This is a genomic window from Plantibacter cousiniae (nom. nud.) (assembly GCF_977070315.1).
Genome location: NZ_CDRVEU010000016.1, coordinates 43,987 through 57,393, shown reverse-complemented (window position 1 = coordinate 57,393; position 13,407 = coordinate 43,987). Strand labels below are relative to the sequence as shown.

General features: G+C 60.7%; 13 protein-coding genes. 3 read left to right on the top strand and 10 right to left on the bottom strand.

What is annotated here, in order from left to right; genetic code table 11:
• Window positions 1-59: 59 nt before the first annotated feature.
• From ACW55A_RS25380 to exaC, 8 genes are all read right to left on the bottom strand, one after another.
• Complete coding sequence (locus tag ACW55A_RS25380) at window positions 60-302, bottom strand: helix-turn-helix domain-containing protein (protein WP_455809370.1); 243 nt, start codon at window positions 300-302, stop codon at window positions 60-62.
• Between the two features lie 407 nt (window positions 303-709).
• The gene (locus ACW55A_RS25375) at window positions 710-1,315 is read right to left on the bottom strand and encodes a S24 family peptidase (RefSeq protein WP_498811909.1); all 606 of its coding nucleotides are present in this window, start codon (window positions 1,313-1,315) and stop codon (window positions 710-712) included.
• Between the two features lie 481 nt (window positions 1,316-1,796).
• A complete protein-coding gene (gene ppa, locus ACW55A_RS25370; RefSeq protein ID WP_003366402.1) occupies window positions 1,797-2,324 on the bottom strand; it encodes an inorganic diphosphatase in 528 nt (175 codons plus the stop codon).
• 110 nt (window positions 2,325-2,434) lie between these two features.
• The gene (locus ACW55A_RS25365; RefSeq protein ID WP_455809368.1) at window positions 2,435-3,244 is read right to left on the bottom strand and encodes a M90 family metallopeptidase; all 810 of its coding nucleotides are present in this window, start codon (window positions 3,242-3,244) and stop codon (window positions 2,435-2,437) included.
• 3 nt (window positions 3,245-3,247) lie between these two features.
• Window positions 3,248-3,895, bottom strand: coding sequence for a DedA family protein (locus ACW55A_RS25360; protein WP_003366404.1), 648 nt, complete (start codon window positions 3,893-3,895; stop codon window positions 3,248-3,250).
• 249 nt (window positions 3,896-4,144) lie between these two features.
• Window positions 4,145-4,993 (bottom strand): ethanolamine ammonia-lyase subunit EutC, encoded by an 849-nt coding sequence (gene eutC / locus ACW55A_RS25355; RefSeq protein ID WP_268950506.1) that lies wholly within the window; start codon window positions 4,991-4,993, stop codon window positions 4,145-4,147.
• 11 nt (window positions 4,994-5,004) lie between these two features.
• Entirely contained in the window at window positions 5,005-6,399 is a 1,395-nt protein-coding gene (locus tag ACW55A_RS25350; RefSeq protein ID WP_044310537.1) for an ethanolamine ammonia-lyase subunit EutB, read from the bottom strand.
• 414 nt (window positions 6,400-6,813) lie between these two features.
• Complete coding sequence (gene exaC, locus ACW55A_RS25345) at window positions 6,814-8,334, bottom strand: acetaldehyde dehydrogenase ExaC (RefSeq protein WP_044310536.1); 1,521 nt, start codon at window positions 8,332-8,334, stop codon at window positions 6,814-6,816.
• A gap of 225 nt (window positions 8,335-8,559) precedes the next feature.
• Here exaC and mpl point away from each other — a divergent pair, with 225 nt between their 5' ends.
• From mpl to ACW55A_RS25330, 3 genes are read left to right on the top strand one after another with little or no spacing between them, the layout of a single operon-like run.
• Window positions 8,560-9,909 (top strand): UDP-N-acetylmuramate:L-alanyl-gamma-D-glutamyl-meso-diaminopimelate ligase, encoded by a 1,350-nt coding sequence (gene mpl / locus ACW55A_RS25340; protein ID WP_455809365.1) that lies wholly within the window; start codon window positions 8,560-8,562, stop codon window positions 9,907-9,909.
• On the top strand, window positions 9,906-10,535 hold the full coding sequence (gene ubiX / locus ACW55A_RS25335) for a flavin prenyltransferase UbiX (RefSeq protein ID WP_003366410.1): 630 nt from the start codon (window positions 9,906-9,908) through the stop codon (window positions 10,533-10,535). Before mpl ends, ubiX begins: the two co-directional genes overlap by 4 nt.
• On the top strand, window positions 10,528-10,812 hold the full coding sequence (locus tag ACW55A_RS25330; protein WP_455809363.1) for a YceK/YidQ family lipoprotein: 285 nt from the start codon (window positions 10,528-10,530) through the stop codon (window positions 10,810-10,812). The genes ubiX and ACW55A_RS25330 overlap by 8 nt, the downstream gene beginning before the upstream one ends.
• 119 nt (window positions 10,813-10,931) lie before the next feature.
• On the opposite strand, the gene ACW55A_RS25325 is transcribed toward ACW55A_RS25330, so the two are convergent.
• Together ACW55A_RS25325 and ACW55A_RS25320 are read right to left on the bottom strand one after the other, a co-directional pair.
• The gene (locus ACW55A_RS25325) at window positions 10,932-11,573 is read right to left on the bottom strand and encodes an NAD(P)H-binding protein (protein ID WP_003431871.1); all 642 of its coding nucleotides are present in this window, start codon (window positions 11,571-11,573) and stop codon (window positions 10,932-10,934) included.
• A 27-nt stretch (window positions 11,574-11,600) separates the two neighbouring features.
• On the bottom strand, window positions 11,601-13,328 hold the full coding sequence (locus ACW55A_RS25320) for a C13 family peptidase (RefSeq protein WP_003366418.1): 1,728 nt from the start codon (window positions 13,326-13,328) through the stop codon (window positions 11,601-11,603).
• Window positions 13,329-13,407: the final 79 nt, after the last annotated feature.

The window sequence follows — 13,407 nt, the reverse complement described above, 5'->3', positions numbered from 1 at the left end:
AATCGCTATGAGTCATTCCTCTCGCAAGCGCTCATCCAGCAAAGCTTCGCGATTGTCGATCATGGGCGAGTCATCGATTCCAGCTTGCTGAGCAACGCATATGGATTAGCCCCGAGTCCCTGACAGATGTCCATGAACTCAATGGCATCGAGCCTGCGCTCGGCATTCTCTGTCTTTGAGACAAACGAATGCGGTCGCCCTAGCCGGACCGCTAATTCTTTTTGCGTCATACCGGCTGCGTTGCGCGCTTCCAGCCAAAGATCAAGCAACACCTGATAGCGAGCGTTATGGATGGTTTTCACTTGGCAAACCCTCTAATAGTCCGGTTACCTGAATAAACCTGACTTGGGATTATCCTAAAGTGGGTTTCGACCGGGACAACCAGCAAGGTGCTGCCAGCGGCTGATTTGGCGGGAAGCTTCTCAAGCAGATGATATCCACTGCCCAGCCGCAGGAAGAAAGCAGTAGGCATTAAAAAGCCGGCTTGTGGCCGGCTTCTCGTAGGCGGTTCTGATCTATTTTTGATAGACCGCAATCGCCTTCAACAGGTACGCCTCTTGAAGAAGCGCGAATAGACAACAGGGCAAACAGATCACATGCCCCGTTCAAACACCGCATCGCATGACTGCGTCAGGCGCTCTGGATGGCGAACAGGATACTGAACTTCGCCTCCCATGCCCAGCCCGAATGCCTTTCAGCCGTAAACACCTCATAACAGCAGCATGGCATTGCGTCGGCTGTTCAGGGTCGACCACCAGAATATCCAGCCCAGAATCCGTATTTTCTCCCGGTCGATGTCTTCGGCGCTGAACAGTTCGTCCGGGTATTCGGCGTCGTTGTGGCTGCGCAGGCGCAGGCCGCCGTTGGGCAGGCGGTAGAGGTAGCGGACGCGCAGGATGCCGCCGTGTTCGAGGGCGTAGATTTCGCCGTCGATGACCTGGGTCAGTTCGCGGTCGACGCCGAGGATCGAGCCGTCCTGGATCTTGTCGGCCATGCTGTTGCCGACCATGGCGACGCACATGCAGTTTTTCGGGTCGATGCCCATGTTCTGCAGGACTTGCAGGGGCCGGCGGATTTTCTGTCCGGGGGCTTCGGCGAGGACGGTCTTGCCGAGGCCTTGGGTGGATTCCGCTTCCATGAAAATCTGGATTTCCACGTCGCCGCGCGACACGTTTCTGGCCTGATGAATGATGACGCGGGTATTGCCGCCGGTGTTTTCATTGGCGCATTCGTTAGGGTGTTTGGGGCCTTCGCCGGTGCGCAGCCAGCGGGCGTTAACGGTCAACAGTTCAGCCACCTCGTCAATCCGCGCCATGGGCACGCCACGCTTGAACCAGTTATTGACGTGTTGCGGCGTGATTTTGCGGTTGGCGGCAAAATCAGTCGCTGTGAGATGGCACTCCCGAAGGAGGATGCGGAGTCGATCACCTGATGTATTCATAGTGGCGAAGTCTACGGGCGTCGTCTGGGTGTTTAAATGAACGAGGTGTTGACGTCGACGTTATCCCAGGGTGGGCGTGGCTATCCGGACTACGGATGGAATGAATGTCGTGTAGGTGGATTCCGTAATAGCGCTTTTGGCGCTAAACGAGGTATTGCGCGTTTACCCCCGCTATACGGGCATTAACGAACTGTTCATTGAATGTCTAAAAGGCGGGCGCATTTTTAAACGTGCGTGCTGCAAAAAGACGGGTGATTTCGTTTCAGCAAGAGAGGTGTGCGGGGAGGTGCAGCGAGGAGGGGGGGAGCGTGTTTCAGGGCACGGGTGTTCGCGCCCTGAAACGCCAGATCGGTGATCAGCCTTTGAAGGCCGCAACCGATTTGGTGATCTCGGCGCGGGCAGCGTCAGCGTTGCCCCAACCTTCGATCTTCACCCATTTGCCTTTTTCGAGATCCTTGTAGTTCTCGAAGAAGTGCTTGATTTGCTCCAGCAGCAGCGGCGGCAGATCGGTGTACTCTTTCACGTCGACGTACAGCTGGGACAGCTTGTCGTGTGGCACTGCGATAACTTTGGCATCGCCGCCGCCGTCGTCAGTCATGTGCAGGATGCCGACCGGGCGTGCGCGGATAACCGAGCCTGGAGTAACCGGGTATGGGGTTACCACCAGCACGTCCAGCGGGTCGCCGTCGTCAGCCAGGGTGTTGGGGATGAAACCGTAGTTGGCCGGGTAGAACATTGGGGTGGCCATGAAACGGTCAACGAACAGGCAATCGGAATCTTTGTCGATTTCGTATTTGATCGGCGCGTGGTTGGCCGGGATTTCGATCGCGACGTAGATGTCGTTCGGCAGGTCTTTACCCGCCGGAATCTTGCTGTAGCTCATTGGGCATTGCCCCCCTAGTTGACCAGACAGATTGTGGCGCGAACCGCCATAAAGTGGTCCGGATTATAGGCATATTCTGTTTTGGTTGCCACGCATGGCCTTGGCGGCCGTCAGCTGTCCCGGTAAGCCGGGTCCTGTTGACGCAGCAGGTCGAGCTGCGCCAGGGTGTCCTGGCGGTAGAACGCTTTCAGTTGTTCGTAGACTGCCGGGTAACTGCTGTGCAGCAGATCGGGTGCGCTGAAGAAGTATTCGCTGGTCACGGCGAAGAATTCGGCGGGGTCTTCGGCGGCATAGGGATCGATGGCGGGCTCGGCGTCGGGGTTGTGGTCCAGTTGCCGGTTGAGATCATCGAACGCGCTTTGCATGACGCGAGCCCATTCGGTCACCTGCATATCGCTGTGCAGCGGCGGCAGGCCATTGGCGTCGCCGTTGAGCATGTCGAGCTTGTGCGCCAGTTCATGGATCACCAGGTTGTAGCCATCCCAGTCGCCGCTGCTCAATACGCCGGGCCAGGCCAGAATCACCGGGCCCTGCAGCCAGGCCTCGCCACTGTGCTCGCCATCCCACTCGTGTTCGACGCCGCTGGCATCGCGATAGCGCTGCGGGCTGACGAAGTCGTCGGGGTACAACACGATTTCATGAAAACCCTGATACCAGTTCAGTTCGCCCAGATTCAACAGCGGCAGTTGCGCCTGAGCGGCGAGAAACAGCCGTTGTTCGTCATCCAGATCAACGCCCGGCAGTGCACTGAGGTGTTTGTCATGCAGAAACAGCACGCAGGCGTCACGCAGTTGCGCGTGTTGCTCACTGCTCAGGCCATCAAGGATCGGCAGACGTGCGCAGACGTTCTGCCATAGTTCTTCAGCAACCGGGTGTCGGGCCAGCGTGCGCTGCCTGCGCCAGTGGCTGAATGACCACATGGTTCAGCGCGCGTCGACCGGACGCGCGGTGCGGCTGCGCACCACGCCGATGACCATCGGCACCAGTGACAGCAGGATGATTGCCAGTACCAGGAAGGTCAGGTTGTGCTTGATGAATGGCACGTTGCCGAAGAAGAAGCCCAGGGTCACCAGACTGCCGACCCACAGCACCGAACCCAGCACGCTGAAGCCCACGAAGCGCGGATAGGACATCCTGCCCACACCGGCCACGAATGGCGCGAAGGTACGGATAATGGGCAGGAAGCGCGCCAGCGTGACGGTCTTGCCGCCGTGGCGTGCGTAAAAATCCTGGGTACGCAGCAGGTAGTCGCGGCGGAAGATGCGCGATGACGAATTGCTGAACAGTTTTTCGCCAACCGTGCGGCCAATCACGTAGTTGGTGCTGTCGCCCAGAATCGCTGCGAGCATCAGCAACCCGGCCAGCAGGACCGGGTCCATGCCGCCACCGGCAGCCACTGCGCCAGCGATGAACAGCAGCGAGTCGCCCGGCAGGAAGGGCATGATCACCAGTCCGGTCTCGCAGAAAATCACCAGAAACAGAATCGCGTAAACCCATGTGCCGTAGTTGGTCACCAACAGGTCAAGGTAAACGTCGAGATGCAGAATAAGGTCGAGCGGGTTGAATTCCATTAAAGCACCTGAGGCGAGAACCCTGTCCGGGGTCGCATGCGGAAGAAACGACTGTGCGTATGCGCGGCATTATAGAAGCAGAATGCGCAGAAGGGGCTTCGGAATAAGCGGCGGGGTTGAATGGGGGGTGAGCGGTACGTCTTCAGAAGGGATGAACAGGCCGCAACGTTCATCCGGGCTGATGCCATACGCCGGGCTGATTACGCGAATCGCCCCGGCGGCTTGGAATGGCATAAGCCTGCATGGGGCCTAATGCGACGCTGCAGGACCGTCGAGCAGGAAGTTGCCGATGGGTTTGTCTGAATGATCATCAGTGCCGTCTGATTCCAGAATCTGCAGCTCAGCTTCGTCCTTCAGATTGACCCCGGAAATCTGCCGCCTGCAGGCCTCGCGCATCAGGTACAGCAGCCGATGAGCGGCCATGCCGTAGCTCAAGCCTTCCAGGCGCACATTGGAAATACAGTTGCGGTGCGCGTCGTTCAGCCCGACCTTCGGCGCGTAGGTGAAGTACAGGCCCAGACTGTCCGGGGAGCTGAGACCGGGGCGCTCGCCGATCAGAATGACCACCATCTTCGCACCGAGCAGTTCGCCGACCTCATCGGCCACGGCGACGCGGCCCTGTTCGACCATGATCACTGGCGACAGCGACCAGCCCTCTGCACTGGCCTGTTCTTCCAGGCGAATGAGGAAAGGCACCGCATGCCGATGCACCGCCAGGGCGGACAGACCGTCGGCGACCACTACCGCCAGATCAAGACCTCCCGGATGTGCAGCGGCGTAGTCACGCAACGTCTGCGCTGATTCGTCATTCAGGCGACGGCCCAGGTCCGGACGCTGCAGGTAGCTGTCCCGGTCGGCCGCGGCGCTGTGCAGCAACAGGGTTTCACGACCTTTTTCGGTCAGTTGTGCGCTGATCGCGGCATGGTCGAAGGCCAGATGCACCGCGTCGCGTGCCTGCGCATGAGCGGCTTGAAAGTCCAGTTGCGCAGAGGTCGGCAGGCTGGTGCCGGTACGACCCAGCGCAATACGCGCAGGGGTCAGGCGGCGCAGTTCCAGCCAGGGATTGGTGGGGGCGGCGCTGTCTTGTAGTTCGTTCATCGGCTCGTCACTCATGCTAGATGCGCCAGCGCCTGACGGAAGGCAGGCGGCAGGCTGTCGCCGAAGCGCACACGACCGTCGGCCTGGGTGAAGATGCCCATTTTCTCCAGCCAGGCTTCGTATTCCGGTGCAGGACGCAAGCCCAGGCTTTGCCTGGCGTACAGCGCGTCGTGGAACGAGGTGGTCTGGTAGTTGAGCATGATGTCGTCGGAGCCGGGAATGCCCATGATGAAGTTGATCCCCGCAACGCCCAGCAATGTCAGCAGAGTGTCCATGTCGTCCTGATCGGCCTCTGCGTGGTTGGTGTAGCAGATGTCACAGCCCATCGGTACGCCCAGCAGTTTGCCGCAGAAGTGATCCTCCAGACCGGCGCGGATGATCTGTTTGCCGTTGTACAGGTACTCGGGGCCGATGAAGCCGACCACGGTGTTGACCAGAAACGGATTGAAATGCCGGGCGACGGCATAGGCGCGGGTCTCGCAGGTCTGCTGGTCGATGCCATGGTGCGCGTTGGCCGACAGCGCGCTGCCTTGCCCGGTCTCGAAATACATCAGGTTTTGCCCGAGGGTGCCGCGGTTCAGGCTCAGGCCCGCTTCATAGCCTTCCTGCAACAGCTTGAGACTGATGCCGAAGCTGGCGTTGGCGGCTTCAGTGCCGGTGATCGACTGAAACACCAGATCGACCGGTACGCCACGGTTGATCACTTCAATCGAGGTGGTGACGTGGGTCAGCACGCAGGATTGCGTGGGGATTTCATAGCGCTGGACAATGGCGTCGAGCATTTCCAGCAGAGCAACGATGGACGAGGTGCTGTCAGTGGCCGGGTTGATGCCGATCATGGCATCGCCGTTACCGTACAGCAGGCCGTCGAGCACGCTGGCGGCAATGCCGGACGGGTCGTCGGTGGGGTGATTGGGTTGCAGGCGTGTCGACAGCCGGCCGCGCAGGCCCATGGTGTTACGGAAGCGCGTGACCACGCGGATTTTCTGCGCCACCAGCACCAGATCCTGCACGCGCATGATCTTTGAAACGGCAGCGGCCATTTCCGGGGTCAGGCCGGGGGCCAGCGCGCGCAGACTGGTTTCGTCGGCCTTGTCGCTGAGCAGCCAGTCGCGAAAGCCGCCGACTGTCAGATGACTGACCGGGGCAAACGCCAGTTTGTCGTGGGTGTCGATGATCAGCCGGGTAACTTCGTCCTGTTCGTAAGGGATCAGGGCTTCTTCAAGAAAGTGCTTGAGCGGAATGTTCGCCAGCGCCATCTGCGCGGCGACTCGCTCGCCGTCGTTCTGCGCCGCGACTTCGGCCAGATAGTCACCGGAGCGCGCAGGACTGGCCTTGGCCATGACTTCTTTGAGGCTGTCGAAGCGGTACGTCTGCGCACCGACAGAATGGGAAAAGCTCGCCATACAGATTCTCCATGACGTCGCGCTGCTTGCGTCGGACGTAGTCTTTCGCTGAAACGGATACGTCCCGGTTCAAACGACTGTGGGAAGCGATGCAAGCAATTAATACTCCATCCTGACCGGGAGTGCGAGTTTGCAGGCGTAAGCGGATTAGTCCAGGGCAGGATGCATCACGCCCAGCGTTAAGCCGGGGCGTGATGCACAGGGTTGGTGCGTGATGTGTTTCTTGTTACCGCGCAATAGGGCTCGGTGCTATACACAAGTCCGCTTTTGATTCTGGCCGAAGGCCGTGGGAGCGAACTTGTTCGCGAAAGGGCCAGTACATTCTCCGGGAAGGTATCGTCTGAACTACCGTCTTCGCGGACAAGTCCGCTCCTACAGTGGGCGTGTTCCAACCTGAACAGGGGACCTAAATACCTAGAAGAAACCCAGCGGGTTGGTGTCGTAGCTCACCAGCAGGTTTTTGGTCTGTTGATAATGCTCAAGCGCGATTTTGTGGGTTTCGCGGCCGACGCCGGATTTCTTGTAGCCACCGAACGCGGCGTGTGCCGGGTAAAGGTGGTAGCAGTTGGTCCACACGCGTCCGGCCTTGATCGCCCGGCCCACGCGGTAGGCGCGGTTGATGTCGCGGGTCCACAGGCCTGCGCCCAGACCGAACTCGGTATCGTTGGCGATGGCCACGGCTTCTGCTTCGTCCTTGAAGGTCGTGACGCTGACCACCGGGCCGAAGATTTCTTCCTGGAACACGCGCATTTTATTGTTGCCTTTGAGCAGCGTCGGCTGAATGTAGTAGCCAGTGGACAGGTTGCCCTCCAGCTTCTCCACTTTGCCGCCGGTCAACAGCTCTGCGCCTTCGCCCTTGGCGATGTCCAGGTACGAAAGAATCTTGTCGAATTGTTGCTCGGATGCCTGCGCGCCGACCATGGTGTCGGTGTCCAGCGGGTCGCCGCGCTTGATCTTCTCGACCTTGCGCATCACCGCTTCCATGAACTGCGGATAGATCGACTCCTGCACCAGCGCGCGAGACGGGCAGGTGCAGACTTCGCCCTGATTGAAGAACGCCAGCACCAGGCCTTCGGCGGCCTTGTCGATGAACTCCGGCTCGGCACTCATGATGTCTTCGAAGAAGATGTTCGGCGACTTGCCGCCCAGTTCCACGGTGGACGGGATGATGTTGTCCGCCGCCAGTTTCATGATGTGTGAGCCGACCGGTGTCGAGCCGGTAAAGGCGATTTTGGCGATGCGTTTGCTGCTGGCCAGCGCTTCACCCGCTTCGCGGCCATAACCCTGCACGATGTTCAGCACGCCGGGAGGCAGCAGGTCGCCGATCAGTTCGATCAGCACGCTGATGCCCAGCGGCGTCTGCTCGGCAGGTTTGAGCACGATGCAATTACCGGCTGCCAGCGCAGGGGCGAGTTTCCAGGCGGCCATCAGAAGCGGGAAGTTCCACGGGATGATCTGCCCGACCACGCCCAGCGGCTCATGAATGTGATAGGCCACGGTATTGCCGTCGATTTCGGCGGCGCTGCCTTCCTGCGCACGCAGCACACCGGCGAAGTAGCGGAAATGGTCGGCAGCCAGCGGAATATCGGCGTTGAGGGTTTCGCGGATTGCCTTGCCGTTGTCCCAGGTTTCGGTGATGGCCAGGACTTCCAGATTGGCTTCGATGCGATCGGCAATCTTCAGCAGGACCAGCGAGCGGGCCTGCACCGAGGTCGAGCCCCAGGCCGCAGCGGCAGCGTGCGCAGCGTCGAGTGCCTTGTCGATGTCTTCGGCGGTGGAGCGCGGAAACTCTGCAATGGCCTTGCCGGTGACCGGCGAGGTGTTGGTGAAATACTGGCCTTTCACCGGTGCGACGAACTCGCCGCCGATGTAGTTACCGTAGCGCTCCTTGAAGTTGACGATAGCGCCTTCGGTACCGGGATGAGCGTAACGCATGGTATGTCTCCTGGTTCTTGTTGTGAGGGAGTCTGTGTCGATTCTGCTTTCGGGTATCTGGCAATAAGCGTTCAAGAATAGGCCATTTGCATTCGGCCGTGGCTAGGACTTTAGGCTTATCTGCCTGGCATTGAAATGGCTTGCGCGCGCGAGACGACGGACAAACTCAGGGTGCCATTTCACCGTCCCTACGTTAACCTGCGCAGATGTTCTGAGAGGTTGGTCATGCATATTCATATCCTTGGTATCTGCGGCACGTTCATGGGGTCTCTGGCGGTGCTCGCCAAAGAGTTGGGGCACCGGGTCACGGGCTCCGACGCCAATGTCTATCCACCGATGAGCACCCAGCTCCAGGCGCAGGGCATCGAGCTGACCCAAGGCTATGATCCCGTGCAACTGATTCCCGCGCCGGACCTGGTAGTGGTCGGCAACGCGCTGTCGCGTGGCAACCCTGCGGTTGAATATGTGCTCAACACCGGTTTGCCGTATGTGTCTGGCCCGCAGTGGCTGGCGGACCATGTGCTGCAAGGCCGCTGGGTGCTGGCCGTGGCCGGCACGCACGGCAAGACCACCACCAGCAGCATGCTGGCCTGGGTGCTGGAACACGCGGGCATGAGCCCCGGCTTCCTGATCGGAGGCATCCCGCAGAACTTTGCCGTGTCGGCGCGTCTGGGCGAGACCCCGTTCTTTGTGGTCGAGGCCGATGAGTACGACAGCGCGTTCTTCGACAAACGCTCCAAGTTCGTTCACTACCGCCCACGGACAGCGATCCTCAACAATCTTGAGTTCGATCATGCCGACATCTTCCCCGACCTGCCGGCCATCGAACGCCAGTTTCACCATCTGGTGCGTACTATCCCGAGCGAAGGCCTGGTGATCCATCCGACTACCGAGCCGGCGTTGTCGCGGGTCATCGAGATGGGCTGCTGGACGCCGGTACAGACCACGGGCCAGAACGGTCAGTGGCAGGCACGACTGTTGAGCGAAGACGGCTCGCGCTTTGAAGTGCTGTTCGAAGGCGAGCTTCAAGGCACCGTCGACTGGGACATGACCGGTCAGCACAACGTAGCCAACGCCCTGGCGACGCTGGCAGCCGCTCGCCATGTTGGCGTGGTGCCGCTGCTGGGTGTGCAGGCGCTCAGTGCATTCAAGAGCGTCAAACGGCGTATGGAAAAGGTGGCCGACGTGCGCGGCATCACTATTTATGATGACTTCGCTCATCACCCCACGGCCATCGCCACCACGCTGGACGGCCTGCGCAAAAAGGTCGGTGATGCGTCGATCATTGCAGTCATCGAGCCGCGCTCCAACTCGATGAAGCTTGGCGCGCATCGCGAAGGCCTGCGGGAAAGCGTGAGTCAGGCGGATCAGGTGGTCTGGTATGCGCCCCCCAATCTGGGCTGGGACCTGGCGGCAACAGTCGCGGGAGGCACTGTGCCGGCGTTGGTCTGTGATTCCCTCGAGGCAATCATCGCCCGGGTCAAAAGCCAGGCGCAGCCCGGCACGCACATTGTGATCATGAGCAACGGCGGCTTTGGCGGTCTGCATGGCAAACTGGCGGAGGCGTTGCAATGAGCGGCCCGGAGCGCGTCACCGTCGCGATGACCGGTGCATCAGGCGCGCAATATGGCCTGCGCCTGCTGGATTGTCTGGTGCGTGAGGACCGGGAAGTACATTTCCTGATCTCCAAGGCGGCGCAACTGGTGATGGCCACCGAGACCGACGTGCGCCTGCCGCCCAAGGCGATGATGATGCAGGCGTTTCTGACGGAGTACACCGGTGCGTCTGCCGGGCAGATTCGCGTCTATGGACGCGATGACTGGATGTCGCCAGTGGCCTCCGGCTCGGGTGCGCCCAGCGCGATGGTGGTGGTGCCGTGTTCCACCGGTTCGCTGTCGGCGATTGCCACCGGGGCTTGCAACAATCTGATCGAGCGCGCCGCTGACGTCACGCTGAAAGAGCGGCGCCAGTTGATTCTGGTGCCGCGCGAAGCGCCGTATTCCAGCATTCATCTGGAACACATGCTCAAGCTGTCGAACATGGGCGCAGTGATTCTGCCGGCGTCTCCCGGCTTTTATCACCAGCCGCAGACCATCGACGACCTGGTGGACTTTATCGTCGCGCGGATCCTCAACCTGCTGAATATTCCTCAGGACATGTTGCCGCGCTGGGGCGAGCACCATATTGGCGGCGATGAATAAGCTGCTGCTGGTAGCGCTTGCGCTGGCGCTGACCGGATGCGCAACGGCACGCACGCTCAATGCGGCCAAACCTGGTGCGCCGGTGGTGTATGCCGGTACGCGGTTGAATATGTACGCGCTGCAGGGTGGTTGCTGTGCCGCCGACCGATTCGGCGCAGACGCTCCCAGGTACCCTGGCCTGGACCTGCCTGGCAGTGCGCTGCTCGACACCCTGCTGCTGCCACTGTCATTGCTGACCGCGGCGGGACTGGGGGTTCAGGCTACAGGCGGGCTTTAGGGGGGCGGAGCGACACCTGGGCTATCGGGTAAAGCTCCCTTGGGTGACGCAGAGCGTCACGAACTGCATTCCCACGCGGAGCGCGGGAACGATCAGCGCTGGGCCCCGGCGATCATCACCTACTTGCCCAGCTTGCGCAGCTCATCCGATTCGACGATCCGTTCGCCGTTCTGCTCTTCCAGCGCCAGCCGCCACAGGGCGCGGGCCAGTTGGCAGGCTTCGATTGCGCCGTATTTGCCGGGGATCAGTTTGGCGATAGGTGCCGCCAGTTGCTCGACCCAGCGGGTTTCAGGACGGCTGCCCACCAGCAGGGAAGGGCGGGCGATGGTCAGTTGCGGCCAGCCTTGCGCACGAAGCGCCTGTTCCATTTCGCCTTTGACACGGTTGTAAAAGGTACTGGAAGCCGGGTCTGCGCCGACTGCGCTGATCACCAGCAAGTGGCGAGCACCGAGTTCGCGGGCGCGGCTGGCGAACGCCGTGACCATGTCCAGATCGACGGCCTTGAAGGCTTCCTGTGAACCGGCCTGTTTGATCGTGGTGCCCAGGCAACAGAATGCGATATCCACCCGGCCGGACAGCGTTGGCAGCAAGGTCGCCAGCTCGCCGATCGGGTTTTCCAGGTGCGAGTGCTCGGCCAGCGGCTTGCGGGTCGGTGCCAACACGCGGCTGACGGTCGGCTCGCTGAGCAGCCGGTCCAGCAAATGCTCGCCTGTAAGGCCTGTGGCTCCTGCGAGCAGGATGTGTTGCGGCGTCAGGTACATGTGGCTTCTCCCTTAATACACATAAGCCTAGCGGCTAGTCGAAGTCTTCGCTTCCGTGCGGTTCAACGCCGTACTCAACGCGCGTTCGGCCTGGCTCTTGCGCAACTGCTGCCAGCGCGCCAGGACTCCTTTGGGTGCCCATATCTGCGGTTCGGAGGCTTCGAAGTTGTCTTCGGTCTCACGTTGCGCAACATAGGCCTTCGCTTCGTTGAAAGCGTGTTGCAGGTCATCGGTTTCGACCAATGCCCTGGCAAATAGTGCATCGCCAAAATAAGTGAAGTCCGCTTCTTCCGAGCAGCCGAACGAGACACGGTCGGCGCGCGAGGCGGTCATGATCAGCGTGCGCTCATCTTTCAGGTCGGGAATGAACCCGCCCGAATAACAGGCTGAAATCACCACGACCTTGTCACGGTTCTTCAATGGCGCGAGGGCTGCTGCCAGGGCGTCGGCGGGCAGGTCTGCCAGCGACAGGCGCGGCTGGTCGAGCACCAGTTCATGATCCTGAGTGCCGTGGCTGGTCAGGTAAATGAACACCAGATCTTCCGGGCCGGTGCGCTGGGCGAGTGTCTGCACTGCGCGGGTGATGGTTTCACGCGTCGCCATCGGCCGGTCGTCCATGTGATCGCGATGATTGACCAGGCTGACCTGTCCGACGGCACCGAAACGCGACTTGAGCAGGTTGCTCACGTAGTCCGCCTCGCGCATGAACACGCTCTGCTTGCCGTCGCCACCTACCACGAGCGTGTACAGCTCGGTAGCGGGTGTCGACGCCGGCACGGCTGCCAGTGCCTTGTCCAGCAGCGAACCCTGGACCAGCAGCCCGGCTTCAAGTGGGTCCGGCAGCAATTTGCCTTTGGCATCACGGATCCGCTGACCATTGGCCCAGATGCCGCGCTGCTCCTTGCCATCGGCGGAAATCAGCACACCGTCGCCCTGGTAAGTGTCATCGGCAAACTGGCCGATGTAACGGCTGCCATCGGCCAACAGCAACTGGCCCTGACCCATGAAGCGCCAGTTGTCGAAATCACCCTGATAGCGGCTGCCGTCAGAGCCGATCAACTCGCCTTTGCCGGTCAGCGCGCCTTCCTTGAATTCACCGCTCCAGACGTCGCCGTCACTGTTTTCGTAGCGACCCTTGCCATCCAGCTGGCTGTTGTGGAAATTGCCGACGTATTGATCGCCGTCAGCGCTGGTGAAGCTGCCGGTGCCCTGCAATTGTCCGTCGATGAAATTGCCGCTGTACTGGTTGCCGCTGGCGTCACTGCGCGAACCCTCGCCATTGGCCTTGCCATTGGCGAACATGCCCTGATGCTGGCTGCCGTCTTCCAGTTCCAGGCGACCGGGCCCGTCGTACACGCCGGCCTTGAACTGGCCACGGTAAAGCACGCCCTTGTCTTTCTGGGTGCCTTCGCCGTCGCGCATGCCAAGCTTGAAGTTGCCGACATAACTCGCGCCAGCGCGGGTGGTCAGGCGGCCCTGGCCATTGAACAGACCTTGCTCGAAGCCACCCTTGTAGACGTCGCCGGTGCTGGAGTGCCATTCGCCCTGACCTTGACGCAGGCCGTTTTCGAACTGACCTGCGTACCAACTGCCGTTGGGGTAATCGATGCGGCCTTGGCCCTGTAGAACGCCATTGACCAGATCGCCCCGGTAGCGTCCGCCGTCGGGCAGGCGGCCGTCTGGCGGCAAAATTGATTCGCCATCACCGCAACCTGCGATCAAGAGTGTCAAAGCCAATGGAGCGAGCGCGCGCATGTGAGATCCCGGAAGAATGATTCAGGGGCGAGCCCGGCTCCGCTTGAGCAGATGTTAGGGGGCACGACCGCAGGGGAGT